General features: G+C 70.0%; 12 protein-coding genes. All 12 read left to right on the forward strand.

All coding sequences use genetic code 11. The features are described from left to right. Positions 1-240 precede the first annotated feature (240 nt). From C693_RS20865 to C693_RS0101830, 12 genes are read left to right on the forward strand one after another with little or no spacing between them, the layout of a single operon-like run. Complete coding sequence (locus tag C693_RS20865; RefSeq protein ID WP_017460532.1) at positions 241-2,118, forward strand: non-ribosomal peptide synthetase; 1,878 nt, start codon at positions 241-243, stop codon at positions 2,116-2,118. Further along, positions 2,115-9,998 (forward strand): hybrid non-ribosomal peptide synthetase/type I polyketide synthase, encoded by a 7,884-nt coding sequence (locus C693_RS0101780; RefSeq protein WP_017460533.1) that lies wholly within the window; start codon positions 2,115-2,117, stop codon positions 9,996-9,998. Before C693_RS20865 ends, C693_RS0101780 begins: the two co-directional genes overlap by 4 nt. Beyond that, positions 9,995-11,122, forward strand: a complete 1,128-nt coding sequence (locus tag C693_RS0101785; protein WP_017460534.1) for a glycosyltransferase family 2 protein — start codon at positions 9,995-9,997, stop codon at positions 11,120-11,122. The genes C693_RS0101780 and C693_RS0101785 overlap by 4 nt, the downstream gene beginning before the upstream one ends. Beyond that, complete coding sequence (locus C693_RS0101790; RefSeq protein WP_017460535.1) at positions 11,116-12,213, forward strand: polysaccharide deacetylase family protein; 1,098 nt, start codon at positions 11,116-11,118, stop codon at positions 12,211-12,213. The genes C693_RS0101785 and C693_RS0101790 overlap by 7 nt, the downstream gene beginning before the upstream one ends. Continuing rightward, positions 12,213-13,478 (forward strand): O-antigen ligase family protein, encoded by a 1,266-nt coding sequence (locus C693_RS0101795; protein WP_017460536.1) that lies wholly within the window; start codon positions 12,213-12,215, stop codon positions 13,476-13,478. Before C693_RS0101790 ends, C693_RS0101795 begins: the two co-directional genes overlap by 1 nt. Next, complete coding sequence (locus C693_RS0101800; protein ID WP_017460537.1) at positions 13,475-15,037, forward strand: oligosaccharide flippase family protein; 1,563 nt, start codon at positions 13,475-13,477, stop codon at positions 15,035-15,037. Before C693_RS0101795 ends, C693_RS0101800 begins: the two co-directional genes overlap by 4 nt. Then, complete coding sequence (locus C693_RS0101805) at positions 15,034-16,422, forward strand: phenylacetate--CoA ligase family protein (protein WP_017460538.1); 1,389 nt, start codon at positions 15,034-15,036, stop codon at positions 16,420-16,422. The genes C693_RS0101800 and C693_RS0101805 overlap by 4 nt, the downstream gene beginning before the upstream one ends. Beyond that, positions 16,419-17,534 carry a glycosyltransferase gene (locus tag C693_RS0101810; RefSeq protein ID WP_017460539.1) on the forward strand — a complete coding sequence of 372 codons (1,116 nt, stop codon included), beginning with the start codon at positions 16,419-16,421 and terminating at the stop codon, positions 17,532-17,534. Before C693_RS0101805 ends, C693_RS0101810 begins: the two co-directional genes overlap by 4 nt. Next, entirely contained in the window at positions 17,531-18,715 is a 1,185-nt protein-coding gene (locus tag C693_RS0101815) for a glycosyltransferase family 4 protein (protein ID WP_017460540.1), read from the forward strand. The genes C693_RS0101810 and C693_RS0101815 overlap by 4 nt, the downstream gene beginning before the upstream one ends. Further along, positions 18,712-19,359, forward strand: a complete 648-nt coding sequence (locus C693_RS0101820; RefSeq protein ID WP_017460541.1) for a polysaccharide deacetylase family protein — start codon at positions 18,712-18,714, stop codon at positions 19,357-19,359. The genes C693_RS0101815 and C693_RS0101820 overlap by 4 nt, the downstream gene beginning before the upstream one ends. Then, entirely contained in the window at positions 19,350-20,522 is a 1,173-nt protein-coding gene (locus C693_RS0101825) for a glycosyltransferase family 4 protein (RefSeq protein WP_017460542.1), read from the forward strand. Before C693_RS0101820 ends, C693_RS0101825 begins: the two co-directional genes overlap by 10 nt. After that, the gene (locus C693_RS0101830) at positions 20,519-21,679 is read left to right on the forward strand and encodes a hypothetical protein (protein ID WP_017460543.1); all 1,161 of its coding nucleotides are present in this window, start codon (positions 20,519-20,521) and stop codon (positions 21,677-21,679) included. The genes C693_RS0101825 and C693_RS0101830 overlap by 4 nt, the downstream gene beginning before the upstream one ends. The last annotated feature ends 9 nt before the right edge of the window (positions 21,680-21,688 follow it).

Raw genomic sequence — 21,688 nt, forward strand, 5'->3', positions numbered from 1 at the left:
AGGGGGATTCGTGACGAGGGAAAGGTCGCCCACGCTGAGTGAGACGGCGGGGTGGGCGGTGCCGCTCGGCATCGGCCCCGGTCTCCCGCCATGTCGCTTCCGCCGGGCCGGAAGCGGCCGGGCCGATCGCTCCGGCACGGTGCCGGAGTGGATCGCTGCGCCGGCGGGCGACGCGGCCTCCTGCCACGGCCGCAGCGGTCGCCATCGGGCAGCCGTCGACGTATCCGTCGGCGTATCGGCATGACCGCCGTCAACGACCACGCGCTGGATTTCCTCGACTGGGCCGACCGGTCCCCCGGTCGCGTTGCCCTGGCTGACGAGAGCCGGGCCCTCGACTACGCCGGGTTGCGCGTCAGGGTCATGACATTGGCGGCGCGGCTGGGCGCCATGGGGATTGGGCCGGGCGATGTGGCCGGCGTGGCGTGCGACCGCTCTCTCGACAGCGTCGTGGCGATCCTCGCCGTGCTTGCCGCCGGCGCCGCCTACCTTCCGCTGGACCTGGGCTATCCCTCGACACGCCTGGCCCAGATGGTCGAAGACGCGCGCCCGCGGGCGATGCTGCTGCGGTCCTCGTCGGCGACGGCGGAACTGGCCGGCCTCGGCGTGGCGATGTTCGACATCGACGCGCCGGCGACGGTCGAGCCGCTGGCGGCACCGGTGACCGTCGATGCCTCGTGCGCCGCGTACGTGCTGTTCACCTCCGGCTCGACCGGTCGTCCCAAGGGGGCCGTGCTGTCGCGGCGGGCGCTCGGCCACATGGTCGCCTGGCATCTGCGGCATCCGCGCCTGGCCGCGCCGGCGCGCACCCTGCAGTTCGCCACCCTGGGCTTCGACTCCTCGGTGCGGGACCTGTTCGCCACCTTCGCCACCGGCGGGACGCTGGTGCTCGCCGGCGAGGCCGACCGCCGCGATCCGTTCCGTCTGCTCGCGATGATGCGCGAGCAGCGCATCGAGCGGGCGTTCCTTCCCTACGTGGAGTTGCGCGCCATCGCCAATGCGCACGCTGGGGGCGGACCGCTGCCCGCCGCGCTGCGCGACCTGATGACCGGCGGCGAGGCACTGGCGATCACGCCAGCGATCCGCCGGCTGTTCGCCGAGCTGCCCGATGCGGTGCTGTACAACGAGTACGGCCCGACCGAGTCCTGCGTGTTCGTGACCAGCAAGCCGCTGTCGGGCGATTCCGCCGCCTGGCAGGATCGCCCGGACATCGGCGATCCGCTGGATCACGTGCGCCTTTACGTGGCCGACGACGAGCTTCGGGTGCTGCCCGACGGAAGCGAAGGCGAACTGCTGATCGGCGGCGAAAGCCTCGCCGATGGCTACGTACACCGCCCCGACCTGACCGCCGAGCGCTTCGTGCGGGTTCGCACCGGTGGCGAGTGCGACGAGCGGGTCTACCGCAGCGGGGATCGCGTGCGGCGGGAGGCGGATGGCCGCCTGGTATTTCTCGGGCGCGCGGACGACCAGGTGAAGATCGCCGGTTACCGGGTCGAGCTGGGCGAGGTCGAGGCCGCCCTGGCTGCGCATCCGCTGGTCGCCGAAGCGGCCGTGGTCGCGCCGGCCGGTGCCGAGGGGCGCCGACTGGTCGCCCACCTGGTCGCCAGGCCCGGGGCGCCGGTCGACTCCGAACTGCTCGACGTGCTGAAGCAGCACCTGGCCGAACGGCTTCCCGCCTTTGCGCGCCCGCAGCGACTGGTGCTCCACGACCGACTGCCGCTGACGCCCAATGGCAAGGCGGATAGACAGCGGCTGGAGGCGGAGTCCGTGGTGGCGCACGCACCCGCCGCGGCGACGCTGCCTGAGCATGCGACCGCGGAACAGCGCATCCTTGCCGCGTGGCGCGAGCTGCTCGAGCTCCCCTCGCTTCGAGCCGAGGACAACGTGTTCGACCACGGCGCCGATTCGCTGCGGGTGATGGCGGTGCTTCCGCGCCTGCAGGCGCTGGGCGTGGAGGGGTTGTCGGCCACGCGGGTCTACGAATTCCCGACCGCGCGGCAGCAGGCGCAGGCGCTGGCCGGTCATGCAGCCACCCAGCCGGCGCCATCACCGGTCAGGGGCGCCCAGCAGCGCGATGCCCTTGCGCGCTTGCGCGACCGTCACAGGAAGACGAACGGATGAATGAGAAGGACGCCATCGACGGCATCGCCATCGTCGGCATGGCCGGGCGGTTTCCCGGCGCGGCCTCGGTGCGCGAGCTGTGGGACAACCTGCTCGCCGGCCGGGAGGGCATCACGCGCTTCGGGCCTGGCGAACTCTCGCCCGGGTTGCCGGCGGTACAGACCCGGCATCCGCGTTACGTGCCGGCGCGCGGCGTGCTGTCGGATGCCGATCGCTTCGACGCCGGGTTCTTCGGCATCGCTTCGCGCGAGGCGGTGCTGATCGATCCCCAGCAGCGGGTCTTCCTCGAGCTGGCCTGGAATGCACTGGAGGACGCCGGTATCGACCCGGCCCGTTTCCCGGGGAGCATCGGTGTCTATGCAGGCACCTCCAACAACACGTATCGGAAGCTGGTCGAATCGCGGACCGACCTGCTGGAGGCGGCCGGCGAATTCGCCGCGGCGATCGCCAGCGAAAAGGACTACGTGGCCACCCGCGTGGCACACCGCCTCGATCTCACCGGGCCCGCGCTGAGCATTCACTCCGCCTGTTCCACCTCGCTGGTGGCGGTGGCACAGGCCTGGTGGGCGCTGATGAGCTACCAGTGCGATCTCGCGCTGGCCGGCGGGATAAACATCGTCGTGCCGCAGGAGTCGGGCTATGTCCCGGTGGACGGAGGCATCGAGTCGGAGGACGGGCATTGCCGGCCATTCGACGCGGCGGCCACCGGCACGGTGTTCTCCTCCGGCGGCGGTGCCGTGGTGCTCAAGCGGCTGGCCGACGCGGTCGCCGACGGCGACACCATCTACGCGGTGATCCGCGGCGTGGGGGTCAACAACGACGGTGGCGACAAGGCCAGCTTCGGCGCGCCCAGCGTGCGCGGACAGGCCGCGGTGATCCGCCAGGCGCTCGACAGCGCGGGCGTCAGCGCCGCATCGATCGGTTACGTCGAAGGCCATGGCACCGCCACGCCGCTGGGGGATCCGATCGAGGTTGCCGCGCTCGACCGCGCTTTCGCCGAGGATGGTGCTGCGCCGGGGAGCTGCTGGCTCGGCTCGGTGAAGAGCAACTTCGGCCATCTCAATGCCGCCAGCGGCATCGCCGGACTGATCAAGGCGGCGCTGGCGCTGCACCACGAGCGCATCCCGGCGACGCTGCATTACCGCACGCCGAATCCGCAGATCGATTTTTCCGCCAGCGCGTTCCGGGTGGCCGACCGCCAGATCGCCTGGCCCCGCGGCGGCGAGCCGCGGCGGGCCGGTGTCAGCTCCTTCGGTGTCGGCGGCACCAACGCCCACGTCATCCTGGAGGAGGCGCCACCGATGCCCGCATCGGGGCCGGGGCGCCGCCTGAACCTGTTGCCGCTCTCGGCTCGCGACGAGGCGGCGTTGCAGCGACGCGCGGAGCAACTCGCGGTGGCCTTGGCGGACGACGATGTTCCGGCGCTGCCGGACGTGGCCTGGACGCTGGCGATGGGCCGGCAGCCAATGGCCGCGCGCGGTTTCGTGGTTGCCGCCGATGTGCACCAGGCAAGCGAGCGCCTGCCCCGGATCGCCGCGCACGTCGCACCGGCGGAACCGCCATCGCTGGTGATGCTGTTCCCCGGCCAGGGAGCGCAACACGCAGGCATGGCAAGGGAACTGGCGGAGCACGAGCCGGTGTTCCGTCATGCATTCGAGCGTGGCTGCGCGCTCGCCAGCAGCTTGCTGGGTGAAGACCTGCGTGCGTTGATCCTGCCGGCAGCGGAGGGCGAGGACGAGGCCGCGCGACGGCTGGCCGAGACGCGATTCACCCAGCCGGCACTGTTCGTGGTCGAGTACGCGCTGGCCGAGTTGTGGGCGGCGTGGGGCCTGCATCCGGCGGTGATGATCGGCCACAGCATCGGCGAATACGTGGCTGCCTGCCGGGCCGGCGTGTTTTCGCTGGAGGACGCGTTGCGGCTGGTGGTCGCCCGCGGCGCGGCGATGTTCGCGCAGCCGCCGGGCGCGATGCTGGTGGTGCGGGAGGACGCCGACGCGCTGCGCGCTCGCCTGCCGCAGGGTGTGGAGATCGTCGGTTGCAATGCGCCGACACAGACCGTGCTCGGCGGCACCGACGCGGCCATCGAGGCGTTCGCCGCCACCCTGGCTGCCGAGGACGTCGCCTGCACCCGGCTGCGGGTCAGCCATGCCTTCCACAGCCACCTGATGGAGGGCGCCCTGCCGTTGTTCCGCCGGGCGTTCGATGGCGTCGCGCTGCACCCGCCGGAGCGGATCTTCTATTCCTGCGTCAGCGGCCAGCCGGTCACCGTGGAACAGGCGACCTCGATCGACTACTGGTGCCGGCAGCTGCGCGCGCCGGTGCGTTTCGCCGATGCCGTGCGCCATGTGCTCGAACAGGGCCCCGCGTTGCTGCTGGAGGCCGGCCCGTCCCAGGCACTCAGCGGGTTGGTCCGCGGCATGCTCGACGGGCGCGGCAGGGTGGTGGCCAGCCTTGGGCCGGCCTCGCGCGCAGGCGACGCCCAGGAGCAGGTGCTGCGGGCGCTCGGTGAATGCTGGTGCGCCGGACTCGCCCCGGACTGGCCGGCCCTTCACGGCGAGGTGCCGCGGCGTCGCGTGTCGCTGCCCGGCTACCCGTTCCACGGCAAGCGTTACTGGGTCGAGCCGGCGGCGACCGCGCCCGCCGCCATCGACATGACACCGGCGGCAGCGACCATGTCCGCGGCCTCGCCATCCCCGGAGGAAACCGCAAGCATGCCGTCCGCCGCACCTTCCCCGAGTACCGTGCCACGACCGCTGCGGCTGGCTGTCGAACTGCGCGAGCTGTTCGGCAACCTGGGCGGCGAGCCGCTGGATGCGCGGCACGATGCCGAGAGCTTCCTCGACCTCGGTTTCGACTCGCTGTCCCTGACCCAGGCCGCGCTCGCGGTCGAGCAGCGCTATGGCGTGAAGATCAAGTTCCGCCGCCTGATGGAGGACGTGGACAGCATCGGAAACCTGGCAGGGATGCTCGACGCCACCCTGCCGCCTGACGCGCTGCCGGCGGCAGCCATCGCCGCGGCTCCGGTCCAGGGTCAGGGGGCAGGCGTGGCCGCGCCTTCCACACTGGCCCAGCTGATCCAGAACCAGATGGCATTGCTGCAGCAGCAGAGCGCCCTGCTGGCGAGCCTGTCCGGGCAGCCGCCGGGCGGTCAGGCTGGCGGATCGGTTCCGATCGCTGCACCGGCACTGCCGGCCGTGGCGGGCGACGAACTGGCCCCGGCCAACCTGAAGGAGCGCCCGTTCGGCGCGTCCGCGCGCATCACCACCGACCGCCATGGCGATTTCTCGCCGGCGCAGCGCGCCTGGCTGGCAACCTTCACCGAGGCGTACTGCCGGCGTACCCGGAGCTCGAAGGACTTCGCCCAGCAGCATCGCGCGCTGATGGCCGATCCCCGCGTGGTGACCGGCTTCAATCCGCAGTGGAAGGAACTGGTCTACCCGATCACCGTCGAGCGTTCCCTCGGCGCCCGGCTGTGGGACCTGGACGGCAACGCCTACATCGACCTGCTCAACGGCTTCGGCGTGAACTTCCTCGGCTACCAGCCGGCGTTCGTCACCGCTGCGCTGCATGCGCAGGTCGATACCGGCGTCGAGATCGGTCCGCAGCACCCGCTGGCCGCCGAGGTGGCTCAGCTGATCAGCGACATGACCGGGATGGCCCGCGTCGGCTTCTGCAACACCGGCTCGGAAGCAGTGATGGGCGCCATGCGCGTGGCGCGCACGGTCACTGGCCGCAAGACCATCGTGGTGTTCCGCGACTCCTACCACGGCATCTTCGACGAGGTGATCGTGCGCGGTACCCGCACGCTGCGTTCGATCGCCGCGGCGCCGGGCATCCTCGCCAACGCGGTGGAGAACGTGCTGGTGCTGGACTACGGCACCGACGAGGCGCTGCGCATCATCGGCGAGCGTGGCCACGAACTGGCCGCAGTGCTGGTCGAACCGGTGCAGAGCAAACATCCGGAGCTGCAGCCGAAGGCGTTCCTGCAGTCGCTGCGCGGCCTGTGCGACCGGGCCGGCTGCGCGCTGATCTTCGACGAGATCATCACCGGCTTCCGCATGGCCCCGGGTGGCGCGCAGGAGGCGTTCGGCGTGCGCGCGGACCTGGCCACCTACGGCAAGATCATTGGCGGTGGCCTGCCGTTCGCCGCGATCGCCGGCAGCGCGAAATGGATGGATGCGCTGGATGGCGGCTTCTGGCAATTCGGCGACGACAGCTATCCGGGCGCAGGCGTGACCTATTTCGCGGGCACCTTCGTGCGGCATCCGCTGGCGCTGGCCGCGGCGAAGGCCGCGCTGCAGTGGATCCGGGAACAGGGGCCGCAGTTGCAGGCCTCGCTCAACGCGCGCACGCAGGACATGGTGGCGCGGCTCAATGCGCTCTTCGACGCGCGCCAGGCCCCGGTGACGGCCGTGGGTTACAGCTCGTTGTGGAAGCTGCGCGTCGATGACGGCCAGCCGTTCGCCAGCCTGCTGTGGTACCGGCTGCGCCATGCCGGACTGCATGTGTTCGAGCAGTTCAACTGCTTCCTCTCCGTGGCGCATGGAGATGCCGAGGTCGAGTGCATCGTCGCCGCCGTCACCGAGTCGGTGGACGACCTGCTGGGCGCCGGCATGCTGCTGCCGCGTCATGCCGCGGCCATGCCCGCGCCCGCGCCGGAGACCGATCGACTTCCGGCCAAGGTGCCGCTTACCGACGCGCAGCTCGGGCGCTGGCTGGGCATGCACTTCAGCGACGATATCGCGCCGGCCTTCAACGAATCGACGCAGCTCGGCTTCCGGGGTCCATTGGACGTCGATGTGCTGCGGCGCGCCTTCGACACGGTGGTGGCACGCCACGAAATCTTCTCGATGCGCTTTGCCGAGGACGGCAGCGGGCAGCTGTTCGAACCGCCCGCCGCGGTGCGCCTTGAGTCGCTCGATCTCAGTGGTGGCGCCGATCGGCAGCAGCGGCTCGACGCCTTTGTCGCCGAGCAGTCGGCACGCCCGTTCGACCGCCTGCAGCCGCCCCTGCTGCGCGCCTGGCTGGTCAAGCTCGCCGACCAGGAGCACGCCCTGGTGATGGTGTCCCATCACATCGTGATGGACGGTTGGTCGCTCAGCGTGTTCCTGCGCGAGCTGGCCACGGGGTACAACGCCTTCCGCCAGGGCGCGGCGCCGGCGTGGCCGTCGGTGGATGCCTGGCGCCGGTTCGTGCTGGACGAACGCGCGCGCCGCGACGGCGCGGAAGGTCGCGAGTCGCTGGACTGGTGGCAGGCGCAGTACCGCACGCTGCCCGACCCGCTGGCGCTGCCGCTGGACCGTCCGCGCGGGCGCGATGGCGGCTTCCGCGGCGCGACTCTGGGCGGCCATCTGGACGGCGACGTGGCCAGGACCCTGCGTGAGGCGGCGCGGTCGCAGCGGGTCACCCTGTTCGCGCTGCTGCTCGGTGGCTTCTACGCGCTGCTGCAGCGTTTGTCCGGACAGGACGACCTGGTCTGCGGCATCCCCTTCGCCGGGCAGGCGGTGAGCCGTTACGGCCAGACGGTCGGCGATGCGGACAACACGTTGCCGCTGCGCATGGCGGTGGATCCGGACGAGTCGTTCGGCGCGCTGGTCAAGCGCGTGCAGGGCCGCCTGCTGGACGCCGGCGAGCACCAGGACGTCTCGATCGCCCGCATCGCGCAGGCGCTGAAGCTGCCGCGCGATACCGGACGCCTGCCGTTGGCGGAGGTGTTGTTCAACTTCAATCCGGCCGTGGCGGATACGCCGTGGGACGGCGTCGCGGTGACCCACGGGGACCTGCCCAAGCGCCACATGAACTGGGACATCGAGTTCCACTTCACCGAGCACGAAGGGCGGCTGGACTTCCTGTTCCACTACAACCCGGACCTGTTCGACGCGGCGACGATCGAGCGCTGGAGCGGCTACCTGGGCGGGATCCTGCGCCAGGGCGCGGCGCGGCCGGAGCAGGCGATCGGCGACTTCGTGCTGATGGACGAGGCGGAGCGCCGCCTGGTGCTTGAAGGCTGGAACGATACCGACGCGCCGCTGGACCGGCGGCAGTCCCTGGTCGAGCTGGTCGGTGCGACCATGCGCGAGCATCCGTTCCGCACCGCGGTGAGCGGCAGCGGCATCTCGGTGGACTATGCCGGCCTCGATGCCGCCTCCCGTGCGCTGGCGCTGGCGCTGGGGCGGCGCGGCATCGGTCGCGGCGACTACGTCGGCGTATGCGTGCCGCGTACCGTGGACATGCTGGTGGCCGTGCTCGGCGTCCTGCGCAGCGGCGCCGCCTATGTGCCGCTGGATCCGGAGTTCCCGCCCGAGCGGCTGCGCTACATGGCGGACAAGGCCGCTGTCCGCTCCATCCTCTGCGGACCGGCCGGTGCCGTGCCGGAGGTGCTGCGCCAGGGGGCACAACTGCTGGAAGTGACGCAGTTGATGCGCGAACCGGACGACGGCGGCGAACTGCCGGCGGTCCACGGCGACGATCAGGCCTACGTGCTGTTCACTTCCGGATCGACCGGCCAGCCCAAGGGCGTGCGCATCCTGCACCGGAACCTGGTGAACTTCCTGCGCTCGATGCAGCGCGATCCGGGGTTCGCCACCGATGACGTGCTCTGCGCGGTGACCACGCTCTCGTTCGACATTGCCGGCCTGGAGATGTACCTGCCACTGATCTGCGGTGGCCAGGTGGTGGTGGCCACCGAGGCCGATCACCGCGACCCGCAGGCCTTGTGCGAGCTGATCGAGCGCAGCGGCTGCACCGTGCTGCAGACCACACCGTCGCTGCTCAAGCTGGTGGAGGAGATCGGCTACGACAGCGTCTTCGCCGGGTTGCGTCTGCTGGTCGGCGGCGAGGCATTGCCGCTGGCGCTGGCTCGCTCGCTCGCCGCGCGTTGCCGTGGCATGTGGAATCTGTACGGTCCCACCGAGACCACGATCTGGTCCACCGTGGCACCGATCGACGCGGGGGTGGAGGTCGTGCCGCTTGGCCGGCCGATCGCCAACACGCGCATCTACGTGCTCGACCGCCGTGGCCAGCCGGTGCCGCCCGGGGTGATCGGGGAGATCATGATCGCCGGCGACGGCGTGGCCGATGGCTACCTGGGAGAGCCCGCGCTGACCGCCCAGCGCTTCGTGCCCGAGTCGTTCCACGCCGGCGGCGGGCGCATGTACCGCACCGGCGACCTGGGTGCCTGGCGAGACGGCGTGCTGTATTTCCACGGCCGCGTCGACCATCAGATCAAGATCCGCGGCTTCCGCATCGAACCGGGCGACATCGAGGCGGTCGCCGGCGCCGATCCGTCGGTGCGCGAATGCGTGGTGGTGGCGCATCGCTTCGGGGAGAACGATCTGCGCCTGGTGCTCTATGCAGTGGTCGACGGTGATCGGCTGGAGGTGTCCGAGCGCCTGCGCGGCGCGCTGCGCGAGAAGCTGCCAGCCTACATGGTGCCGCAGATGGTGGAGGTGCTGGACCGGTTGCCGAAGACGGCCAACGGCAAGATCGACCGAAAAGCCCTGCCGGCACCGGCGGCAGCGCCCGAGTCGCCATCGGTCGATGCCGCGCCGGCGGTGTTCGACGATCCCCGCCAGGCCTATCTGGCCTCGCTGTGGCGCGAACTGATCGGCGCACCGACCGTGCGGGCCAGCGACAACTTCTTCGATGTCGGCGGGCATTCGCTGCTGGCGGTGGCTTTCACCACGCGCGTGCAGCGCGAGACCGGGGTGCGCATCAACCTGCTCGACGTGGCGACCAGTACGCTGGCGGCGCTGGCCGCGGCACTGCCGGAGCCGGCCGAAGCGGCCGAGGCGTCCCCCGAAGCGCCGGACAGCTCGCTGCGTGCGCGGATGTCGCGCCTGTTCGGGCGCTCCAGAGACGGTGGGAAGCACGGTCGATGACTTATCTGCACGGGCTGTTCTGGCTATGTGCCCTGGCGCTGGGGCACACCTTCGTTGGCTACCCGGCCTGGGTGGTGGCGAAGGCACGCTGGGGCCCGCGCCCGGTGCGCCGCGGCGAGTGGACGCCGACGGTATCGATCGTCGTTGCCGTTCACAACGCCGGGGCACAGGCGGAGGCGCGGTTGGCCAATCTCGCCGCGCTGGACTATCCGCCGGGTCTGATCGACATCGTGGTGGTCTGCGATGGCTGCGAGGACGACTCGGCCGAGCGCTGCCGACGCTTCGGCGACGAGCGGGTGCGCGTGCTGGAGTTCGTCCGGCGACGCGGCAAGGCGGCGTGTCTCAACGACGCCATCGCGGCGGCCCGCGGCGAGGTGCTGCTGATGCTCGACGTGCGCCAGCGCCTGGAGCCCCAGGCGCTGCGCGAGCTGGTCGCCAACCTCGCCGATCCGGAGGTGGGTGTGGTCGGCGGCGAGCTGTGTTTCGAGGACCCGGAGACGGGCTTCGCGCGCAGCGTGGATGCCTACTGGCGTTACGAGACCCTGATCCGACGCAGCGAGAGCGCATCCGGCTCGATGATCGGAGTCAGCGGCGCCCTGTACGCGATGCGTCGCGAGGTGTTCCAGCCGCTGCCGGAGGGGACGGTACTGGACGACGTGCTGGTGCCCATGCGCGCGGCCCGTGCCGGCTGGCGCGTGGTGTTCGAGCCGCGCGCGCGCGCCTGGGATCGTCCGTCGGCCGAGCCGGTGCAGGAGAAGCGACGCAAGATCCGCACCCTGGCGGGCAATTTCCAGCTGGTGCAGCTGTCTCCCTGGCTGCTGCGGCCCGGGCGCAATCCGCTGTGGTTCCGCTTCGTCAGCCACAAGCTGCTGCGCCTGGCCGCGCCGTGGATGGTCCTGCTGCTGGGTCTGACCGCCGCCGTACTGGCCACGCGGCATGTGTGGTGCGCGCTGACCCTGGTGGCATTGCTTGCCGGAGTGGCCATGGTGCTGGCGTCGCGTCTGCTGCCGGTGCTGGGTCGCTGGTTGCCGGTGCGCCTGAGCGTGGCCTTCTTCTACATGAACGCGTACGCGGCACTGGCCCTGCTGACCTTCGCCCGCAACCGGCGCCTGCACCTATGGTGAGCGTCCGCAAGGTGATTCCCTGGCGCGGCGACCTGCGGGTACGGCTGGGCACGTGGTGCTACCGGACCGGGTTGCTGGGGCCGCTGCGCCAGGTGCGCGGCTGGCGGATCCGGGACCTGCGCATCCTCGCCTATCACCGTGTAATCACCTTGCCCGACCCGGAGCTTTTCGAGTTCGACCTCGAAGTTGTCAGTGCCTCGGCCGAGCGCTTTCGCGAGCAGATGCTGCTGCTCAGGCGCAAGTTCCACCCGATCTCGCTGGGTGAGGTGGTCAGGCGCATCGAGGCCGGTCAGCCGATGCCCCGCAATGCGGTGGCGGTGACGTTCGACGACGGTTACGACGACAACTACCGTGTCGCGTTCCCGATCCTGCGCGAGCTCGGTGTGCCGGCCACCTTCTTCGTTTCCACCGGACACGTCGACGACGGTCTGCCGTTTGCCTATGACTGGTTGGCACACATGGTGCTGAGCTCGACCGAGCCGCGCCTGCAACTGCCCGAGGTGGGTCTGGACGTGCGGCTGCCGGCGGGCCGGGACCTGCGGCGCAAACTGGTCGAGAACCTGCTCGACCGGCTGAAAAGTCTCGACGATGCCGCGCAGGCCGCGTTGATCACCGGGCTGGAGAAGGCCTGGAACATGCCGCGCGACCGCGCCGTGGCGGATTGCCGCCCGATGGGCTGGTCGCAGCTGCGCGAGATGCACCAGGCCGGTTTCGAGATCGGGTCGCACGGCGTCACCCATCGCATGCTGGCCAAGCTGCCGCAGGGCGAGCTGGAGTGGGAGTTGTCCGAGTCGCATCGGGTGCTGGAGCGCGAGCTGGGCAGCGCCCCGAGCCTGTTGTCGTATCCCGTCGGCGGCGATCGCGCGTTCGACGCACGGGTGATCGAGGCGGCGCGCGCCGCAGGCTACCGGCTCGCCTGCAGCTACATCAGCGGTACCAATCCCGATCCCGCGGTGAACCGCTACGCCCTTTACCGGTTGCCGGTGGAGCGCCAGATGGGCCCAGGCTGGTTCGCCGCCATGGTTTCGCTTCCCGGCCTGATGGCTTACCCCACGGCCCGTCGTACCGGCGCTTCCGCCGGGGAGTCCTGATGTTTCCGCTGATCATCCTCTATCTCTCGCTGACCATTCTGCGCCCCCAGGACTACCTGCCTTCGCTGGCCGGATTCCCGCTGCTGCCGATCGTGCTGGCGATGGCGCTGCTGGCCTGGATGGCCTCGCGCTACAAGACGTTCGGGGCGCCGCATTTCGTGCTGTTGCCGGTGTTCATGCTGGCGTTGATGATGTCGGAGGTCGCCAACGGCTGGATCGGCGGGGCCATCGAGCAGCTCAGCGGCTTCGCGCCGGTGATCGTCGCCTTCGCGATTCTCGCGGCGGGGGTGAGTGCCAGCCAGAAGCGGGTGTCGGCCACGTTCGCGGTGTTCGCGCTCTGCTCATGCGTGCTGGCGCTGCACGGCGTGGAGCAGAAGCACCTGGGCGTGGGCTGGACTGGCATGGGCCTGTCCGAGGACGGGCGCATCCAGTACGTGGGCATCTTCAACGACCCGAACGACCTCGGCCTGCTGTTCGTCACCGCGGTGCCGATGGCCGTGTACATGGCCGGCCGCTCGCGGTTCCTGATGCGGCTGGTGTGGCTGGCCGGCACCTGCCTGCTGCTCTATGGCGTCTACCTCACCAATTCGCGCGGCGCGATGCTGGCATTGCTGATGGAGGGCGGTGTCTACATCTGGATGCGGCGCGGCATGGTGGTGGCCGGCATGCTCGGTGGCATCGGGCTGGTGGCCATGCGCATGCTGTCCTCGCGCATGGACGAACTGGATGCCGGGGAAGAGTCTGCCGCCGGTCGCGTGGACGCCTGGTACGAAGGCCTGCACATGTTCACCTCCCATCCGCTGTTCGGCGTGGGCGCGGGCAACTTCACCGACTACAACTACCTCACTGCGCACAACTCCTTCATCCTGGTGCTGGCCGAGACCGGCTTCTTCGGCTACGTCACCTGGCTGGCCCTGGTCGGCTACAGCTTCCTGATGCTGCGCCAGGTGCTGCGGCACCAGCCCTCGGAGGAGGTGCTGCACGAGCACGGGATCGACTGGCCCGCCGAAAAGACCATCGCGCGCACGCTGCTGCTGTCGCTGTGCGGCCTGTTCACCGCGGCATTCTTCCTCAGCCGCAGTTACACCGTGATCCTCTATCTCACCCTGGCCATCGTGGTGGGCGCCTATGTCGGCATCCGTCGCCGGGTCCCGGACCTGCCGCCGATGCGACTGGGCCGCTCGTGGTGGACCTGGGTTCCCGCGGCGATCGGCAGCATCGCGTTCTTCTTCGTCCTCGTCGCCGTCCTGTTGCATTCCGAATGAACGACCGTCGCAATACCCTTCGCAACACCGCGTTCTCGTCGATCGGGATCTACGCCGAGTATTTCCTCGGCATGGTCGCGTCGATCGTGATCGCCCGGCACCTGGGGCCGGGTCATTACGGCGTGTACAGCATGTTCATCTGGTTCGCCGCGATCGGCATCGTGGTGACCAACTCGGGGATCACCACCGGCGTGATCAAGTTCATCTCCGAGTTCCGCGGCAACGGCAACGAGGCGATGATCCGCCCGCTGCTGAGCTACATGCGCCGGGTGCAGGCCTGGCACATGGTGCTGGTGGTCGGCCTGGCCGGGGCGGGCCTGGCGCTGGCCGGGCATCGCTGGGCCAACACACCTGACCTGGCCGAGTTCCTGCTGCTCGCCGCCGCAGTGGCGATGCGTGCGCCTTACATGTTCAACATCGCCGTGGCGAAGGGCTTCGAAGCCTTCGACGCCACGGCGCGGGTATCGATGGTTGCCGCGCCGCTGAACCTCGCTCTGGTGGTCGGCGCGGTACTGCTGAAGGCGCCGATGTTCTGGTTCCTGGTGGTGTACGCCACTTCCAGTGCGATCTTCCTCGGCATTTCCTGGTGGCAGGCGCGGCGGCTGGTGGCCACGGTGCCGCCAGCAGCACCGATGGCCAGTGAGCTGAACCAGCGCATCCGCCGCCATCTGCGCATCGTCTCGGTGACCATCGTGGTGGGCTTCCTGATCACCAGCGACGTGGAGATCGTCTTCCTCAATACCTTCGCCAGCTCGGCCGACGCCGGCTACTTCAAGGTCGCCTATCAGCTGGCGACCGGCATGATGCTGCTGGTGCCCGGAGTGTTCGCCGCAGTGCTGCTGCCGATGATGTCCAAGGCGCTCAGTCGCGGGCGCGACCAGGCCGCGCAGAAGTTCGTGGCGGTCACGACCTACCTGGTGATGCTGTGCGCACCGGTGGTGATCTTCGGCGTGTGCTTCGCTGCACCGATCATCCAGCTGCTCTATGGCAGCCGTTACGGTGCCGCCGCACCGGTGTTTGCCGTGGCGATCCTGGCCAGCGCCATCGCCACCGCCAACCAGGGAGCGACGAGCCTGCTGGTGAGTGCGGACCGGCAGCAGACGATTCTCGTCATGGTGGTGGTGTTCGGTGTGATCAAACTCAGCCTGGACGCCCTGCTGATCCACCAGTTCGCATTGCGGGGCGCGATGGTGGCGATCCTGACCGAAGCGGTATCCAGCACCACCGCCTACGTGCTGATCGGCCTGCGGGTGAGCGGTGCGCGTCTGGACGGCCGGCGCCTGGCCGCGGTGGCGCTGGCTGCGGCCGGTGCCGCCTTGGTCGCGCTGCCGGTGCTGCTGCTCCGGATGCCCGTGTTGCTGACCGTGCTGCTGGGAGGAGTGGTCGTGCTGGGAAGTTATGGGGTACTCACCCTGCTGCTGCCGTGCTGGAATCAGGGCGACATCGCGCAGCTGCAGGAATTGCACGCGCGCTTCGCGCGCAACTGGCCGCAGCCCCTGCACCGGCTGTTGCTGCGCGCCGGCGAGCGCGCCAGCGCGCGGGCGGAGCGGGCGGCATGAGCGCCCCGGTGTTCGCGCGGATCTACGAGGCGGCCTTCCGCCACGTACTGTTCCCGGCCTACGAAAGCGGCCTGCGCCGCCGGCACACGCTGCGCTGGCTGGCCGACTACGAGCGCGACCAGTGGCTGTCGGCCGACGAGGTACAGGCGCTGCAGTGGCAGCGGCTGAAGGCCTTGCTGGAACATTGCTACCGCGAGGTGCCGTTCTATCGCGAGCGTTTCCGCGCGATCGGCGCGACGCCCGACGACATCCGCAGCCTCGCCGACTACGCGCGTCTGCCGCGACTGACCAAGGCCGACATCCGCGCACACTTCGCCGAGCTGCAGGCGCCATCGCTGGCCGGGCAGATGGTCTACAAGGCGACCGGCGGCTCCACCGGCGAGCCGCTGCGTTTCGGCTGCGATCGCGGCAGCAACGACCGCCGCACCGCGGTGATGTGGCGCGGCTACGGCTGGGCCGGTGCGCGCATGGGCCGGCGCACGCTGTATCTGTGGGGCGGTGCGGTGGGTCAGCCCAGTCGCTCCAAGCTGCTGAAGGACCGCCTCTACAACGCCGCGTTTGCGCGCCGGATGGTCGACAGCTTCGGCATGAGCGAGGCGACCATGGCCGAATACGCCACGGCGATCGACCGCTACCGGCCGGAGATCATCGTCTCCTACGTCGGGCCGCTGGTGCGCCTGGCCGAGTGGATGCTCGCCACCGGGCGTCGCGTGCATGCGCCGGTGGCGATCCTCGGTGCAGCCGAGGCGCTGCACGGGTTCCAGCGCGAGCTGCTGGAGCGTGCGTTCGGCTGCCCGGCGTTCAACACCTACGGCTGTCGCGAGTTCATGCTGATCGCCGCCGAGTGCGAGCACCGCCACGGCCTGCACGTGAACGCCGACCACCTGCTGGTGGAGCTGGAGGCGATGCCCGGCGGGCACGGTCCGGCAGAGGTGGTGGTCACCGACCTGTTCAATTACGGCATGCCGTTCCTGCGCTATGCCAACGGCGACGCGGCCACGCCGTCCGAGCGCACCTGCGCCTGCGGGCGGGGCCTGCCGCTGGTGGAGCGTGTCGACGGTCGGGTGCTCGATGCGATCCGAACGCCGGCCGGCCACGTGCTGCCGGGCGAATTCTTCCCGCACATGCTCAAGGACGTGCCGGGGGTGGAGCGCTTCCAGCTGGTGCAGCGCCAGCTGGATCGGCTCGACCTGTCGATCGTGCGCACCGACGGTTTCGACGAGGCCTCGCTGGCCTACATCCGTCGCGAGGTGGGCAAGAAGCTCGGCGACAGCGTGTCGCTTCAGGTGCACTTCGTCGACGACATCCCGCTCACGCCCAGCGGCAAGCTGCGGGTGACCGTCTCCGAGCTGCCGCCGGACGCGCGTGCCACGGGGGCGCCGTGAACGTCACGCACGTGGTGGAAAACCTCAACCGCGGCGGGCTCGAGCGGATGGTGCTCGACCTGGTCGGCTTGCAGCAGCGTCAGGGCCTGACGCCCCAGGTCGTGTGCGTATTCGAGGCCGGCTCGCTGGCCGGGGAGCTCGATGCCCTCGGCGTACCGCTGCGGGTCTGCGGCAAACGCAGGGGGCCGGACCTGCGCGCGCTGTACCGCCTGCGCCGTGCCGTGCGCGATCATCGCACCGAAGTGCTGCACACCCACAACGCCGCCGCGCACTACCAGGCGGTGCTGGCGACGCTGGGGTTGCCCGGGCGTCGCCGCGTGATCAACACCCGGCACGGCATGGGAGCCGGCCCCAGCGCGTCGCGTCGCGATGCGCTGTATCGCGCCGCGATGGGGCACACCGACGCGGTGGTGACCGTCTGCGAGGCCGCCTGCCGCGACGCGGTGGCGCGTGGCCTGGTGCCCGAGTCGCGCGCGGTGGTGATCCCCAACGGGATCCGCGTCGAGCGCTTCGCCGCCGCCGGCGAAGCCGCCCGCATGGCGCTGAAGCAGGCCCTGGGCCTGGCGCCGACGACCCGCCTGATCGGTACGGTCGGCCGGCTGAACTGGGCCAAGGACCAGGACAGCCTGATCCGCGCCTTCGCCCGCGTGCATGCAACCCGACCCGATACGGCGCTGGTGCTGGTCGGCCAGGGCGAACTGCGTGACGACCTGGAAGACCGCGCCCGGCTGGAGGGCGTGGCATCGGCGGTGCATTTCCTCGGCGACCGCAATGACGTGGTGCAACTGCTGCAGGGCTTCGATCTGTTCGCGCTGTCTTCGGTCAGCGAGGGCTATTCGATGGCGCTGCTGGAAGCGTCGGCCAGCGCGCTGCCCATCGTCGCCACCGATGTGGGCGGCAATGCCGAGATCGTCCACCACGGGCACACCGGCATGCTGGTGCCGGCCGGCGCGCCGGAATCGCTGGCCGTGACGCTGGGCGCACTGCTGGATACACCGGACGTGGCGACCGCACTGGGTGACGCCGCGCGCGCCTGGGTGCTCGAGCATGGCTCGCTGGAGGCGATGGCAGAGCGCTACGCCAGCCTGTACGCGGGAGACGTTGCGGCATGAGCCTGCGCATCCTCGCCCTCACCAATCTGTTTCCGACCCGCTGGGATCCTCACCGCGGCGCCTTCAACCGCCAGCAGTTCGAGCGCCTGGGGCAGCGCCACGAGGTGGAGGTGATCACCGCGGTGCCGCTGCCGGAGCGTCTGCGTGGACGCGGCGCCGGCGAACCCCTGACGATTGCCGGTCTGCGCCTGCGCACGTTCGTCTTCGTCTACCTGCCGCGCGTCGCCCGCTCGCTGCACGCGCTCTTCTGGGCCGCATCGCTGCTCGCGCAGCAGGGATGGCACCTGCTGCGCGGGCGCTACGACTGCGTACTGGCCAGCTGGGCCTATCCCGATGCCGCCGCCGCCGGCTGGCTGGCGCGGCGCATGGGCTGGCCCTACGTGGTCAAGGTGCACGGCAGCGACCTCAACGTGCAGGCGGAGGACCCGGCCCGGCGGCCGCAGATCCGCAGGGCGCTGGTGGGCGCGCGGGCCGTGGTGGCGGTGAGCCGGGCGCTGGCCGACAAGGCGGTGGCGCTCGGAGTCGAGCCGGCGCGGGTCCATGTGGTCTACAACGGCGTCGATCATGCGCGCTTCTCGCCAGGCTCGCGGCAGGAGGCGCGTCATCGTCTGGGCCTGTCCGAGCGCGCTCCGGTGCTGCTCTATGTCGGCAACCTCAAGCTGAGCAAGGGCTGCATGGACCTGCTCGAGGCCTTTGCTCCGGTCGCGAAGGCGCAAGCAGCGGCCCAGCTCGTGTTCGTCGGTGCCGGCGAGTGCCGTGACGCGCTGCGCGCGCGTGCCGATGAACTCGGTCTCGGCGGTGCTGTCCGTCTGGTCGGGGCGACACCGCATGCCGATCTGCCGGACTGGTTCCGCGCCGCGACCCTGCTTTGCCTCCCCAGCCACAACGAGGGCGTGCCCAACGTGGTGCTGGAGGCCATGGCCTGCGGCATCCCCGTGGTGGCCACGCGCGTGGGCGGAATTCCCGAGGTGGTTCCGGACGAGGCCGGATTGCTGGTTCCGGTGCGTGATCGCGATGCGCTTGCCGAGGCGCTGGTCGAAGCCATTGCCCTTCCATGGGACACTGGATGCATCCTGGAACACGCCAGGCAGTTCAGTTGGGAACGGAATCTGCAATCGCTGTCGGACATTCTCGAGGCTGCGGCAGCCGACTCCCCTCTCCCTAATTCGCTTCCGACATGAACATCCGGCCCAAGAAACACCAGATTCTCGGTCTGCTGCCGCGCTCGATCGTGCAGACGCACGGCGACCGCGCCGGCACCGGCCGCTTCCTCAGCTTCGACGATGGTCCGCATCCCGAGCACACCCCGCGCCTGCTCGATCTGCTCGCGGCACATGGCGTGCGGGCGAGCTTTTTCGTGGTGGGCCGCCACGCCGAACAGTATCCGTCGATCGTCGAGCGGATCGTCCGGGACGGGCACCTGCTGGGCAACCATTCCTACAGCCATACCCGTTTCGCACACATGAGCACCGCGGACCAGGTCGCGGACCTGGAACGTGCCGACCGGCTGCTGGCGGCCTTCGACGGGCGGGCGCGGCACCGGATCCGCACGCCGCAGGGACACGTGACGCTGCCGCTGCTGCTGCATTTCGCCCGCAGCGGCCGCAGCCTGGCCTACTGGTGCTACGACAGCATGGACTACCACGATGACGATGCCGCCGTGGTCGTGAGGCGCCTGCAGACACAGCCTCCGCGCGCCGGCGACATCGTGCTGATGCACGACGACGGGGCTGCCGGCATGCACGCCCTGGCCGAGCTGTTGCCGGCGTGGTGCCGGGACGGATGGACCTTCCACGCCCTCGAACAGGATGCTGCATGCGAGTGATCTACCACCACCGCACCCGCGGTCGCGACGTCGAGGGCGTGCATATCCGCGGCATCGTCGGCGCATTGCGCGGTCTCGGTCACGACGTCACCATCGTCTCGTTTCCCGGCGCGGATCCGGAACAGGCCCCGTCCGCGGGTGGCGGCGCTCCAAGGCGCAAGGGGCGGCTGGCCTCGCTGGTTACGCGGCTGCCCGGCGTGGTGTTCGAGCTGGCCGAGCTGGCCTACAACGCGGTCACCCTGGTGCGGATGGGCCGCGTGCTGAAGCGCGTGCGGCCGGACATGGTCTACGAGCGCTACTCGCTGTTCCTGTTCGCCACCGTGTGGCTGGCACGCCGGCACGGCGTGCCGATCGTGCTGGAGATCAACGATTCGGCGCTGGTCGAGCGTGTGCGCCCCCTCTACATGAAGGGACTGGCGCGGCGGATCGAGCGCTGGTGCATGCGTCATTGCACCGGGCTGGTGTTCATCTCCAGCTACTTCCGCGACCAGGCACAGGCAGCCTATGGCGACATCGCCCCCTGCGTGATTTCGCCGAATGCGGCCGACCTGGCGCATTTCGATCCGGCGCGTTTCGACCGCGAGGCACTGCGCCGCGAGCGCGGGCTGGAGGGCCGGGTGGTGTGCGGCTTCATCGGTTCGTTCGCCCGCTGGCACGGGGTGGACGGCTTCGTGCGCGCGATCGCCCCGCAACTGGCGCGGGCACCGGAGCTGACCCTGCTGCTGGTCGGCGACGGCGTCACCCTGCCGGAAGTGCGCGATCTGGTCGACCGTGAACGGCTCGGCCTGCAGGTGCGCCTGCCGGGCCGCGTGCCGCACCCGGACATCGCCAGCTGGGTTGCTTGCATGGACTATGCCGTGTTGCCCGATTCCAACGAGTACGGCTCGCCGATGAAGCTGTTCGAGTTCATGGCGATGGGCGTGGCGGTGGTCGCGCCGGACTACGCGCCGGTGGCCGAGGTCACCGAGGATGGCCGCACCGGCTGGCTGTTTCCGCGACGCGATACGCCGGCGTGCATCGAGCGCCTGCTGGCACTGGCGCCACGCGACGAGGAGCGCCGGCGCGTCGGTGCCGCGGCGCGTGAGTACATCGCGCGCGAGCGGCAGTGGCGCAACAACGCCGAGCAGCTGCTGGCACTGGCATTCGGAGGGAAGGGCGGATGATGGTCGTGGCAATCGGCGTGCTGGTGGTGCTGGTCGGCGGCTTGCTCGCCCTGGCGAAGTTGCTGCGCGGGCGCAACATGCACATCTGGCTGGGCGGCTATCTGCGTCGCCGCGTCCCCAGGGTCGATGGGCCCGTGCACGTGATGTTCTGTTTCGTCGACCACTACGAGCCGGCCTGGGGCAAGGTCGATCTGGCCACCCAGCGCGCCCGCGTCGACCGCTGGTGCACCGACTACCGCGCGATGGCCTCGAAACACCGCGATGCCGACGGTCGCCATCCTCAGCACAGCTTCTTCTACCCGGAGGAGGAGTACCTCCCCGAGCACCTGGACAAGCTGGCCGCGCTCTGCGCCGACGGCTTCGGCGAGATCGAGATCCACCTGCACCACGATGACGACACGCCGGAGAACTTCCGTCGCACCATCGCCGGTTTCTGCCGGACGCTGCACGATCGCCACGGCGCGCTGAGCCGCGATCCGGCCACCGGGGAGCTCACCTTCGGCTTCATCCATGGCAACTGGAGCCTGGACAACTCGCGCGCCGACGGCCGCTGGTGCGGCCTCAACAACGAGCTGATCCTGCTGCGCGAACTGGGCTGCTACGCCGACTTCACCCTGCCGTCGGCGCCCAGCGACACGCAGACGCGCCTGAGCAACGCGATCTACTACGCGACCGACGACCCCGAACGTCCGAAGTCGCACGACACCGGCGTGCCGGTGCGCGTGGGCGGCACGCCCAGCGGCGACCTGATGATCGTGCAGGGGCCGCTGGGACTGAACTGGGCCGAGCGGCGCAAGGGCATCGTTCCGCGCATCGAGAATGCGGACGTGCGGCGTGCCTGCCCGCCGACACGCGCCCGCGTCGACCTGTGGGTGCGTACCGGCATCCATGTCGAGGGGCGACCGGAGTGGGTGTTCATCAAGGTGCACACGCACGGCACGCAGGAGCGCGACATGGACACCCTGCTGGGCCAGGCCATGCACGACATGCACAGCTATCTCGAGAGCGCCTACAACGACGGCAAGCGGCACGTGCTGCATTACGTGACCGCACGCGAGGCCTACAACATCATCAAGGCGGCCGAAGCGGGCAAGTCGGGCAATCCCAACGATTGGCGCGACTTCGTGCTGCCGCCGCCGCCGCATCGCGCCGGGTAAGCGGCCACG

It is taken from the genome of Dyella ginsengisoli LA-4, assembly GCF_000334915.1.
Lineage (GTDB): Bacteria > Pseudomonadota > Gammaproteobacteria > Xanthomonadales > Rhodanobacteraceae > Dyella_A > Dyella_A ginsengisoli_A.

Coding starts and splice junctions, on each gene's coding strand:
- C693_RS0101805 (WP_017460538.1), top strand. CDS start 15,034: ATGAGCGCCCCGGTGTTCGCGCGGATCTACGAGGCGGCCTTCCGCCAC.
- C693_RS0101820 (WP_017460541.1), top strand. CDS start 18,712: ATGAACATCCGGCCCAAGAAACACCAGATTCTCGGTCTGCTGCCGCGC.
- C693_RS0101785 (WP_017460534.1), top strand. CDS start 9,995: ATGACTTATCTGCACGGGCTGTTCTGGCTATGTGCCCTGGCGCTGGGG.
- C693_RS0101780 (WP_017460533.1), top strand. CDS start 2,115: ATGAATGAGAAGGACGCCATCGACGGCATCGCCATCGTCGGCATGGCC.
- C693_RS0101790 (WP_017460535.1), top strand. CDS start 11,116: ATGGTGAGCGTCCGCAAGGTGATTCCCTGGCGCGGCGACCTGCGGGTA.
- C693_RS0101795 (WP_017460536.1), top strand. CDS start 12,213: ATGTTTCCGCTGATCATCCTCTATCTCTCGCTGACCATTCTGCGCCCC.
- C693_RS0101830 (WP_017460543.1), top strand. CDS start 20,519: ATGATGGTCGTGGCAATCGGCGTGCTGGTGGTGCTGGTCGGCGGCTTG.
- C693_RS0101800 (WP_017460537.1), top strand. CDS start 13,475: ATGAACGACCGTCGCAATACCCTTCGCAACACCGCGTTCTCGTCGATC.
- C693_RS20865 (WP_017460532.1), top strand. CDS start 241: ATGACCGCCGTCAACGACCACGCGCTGGATTTCCTCGACTGGGCCGAC.
- C693_RS0101825 (WP_017460542.1), top strand. CDS start 19,350: ATGCGAGTGATCTACCACCACCGCACCCGCGGTCGCGACGTCGAGGGC.
- C693_RS0101815 (WP_017460540.1), top strand. CDS start 17,531: ATGAGCCTGCGCATCCTCGCCCTCACCAATCTGTTTCCGACCCGCTGG.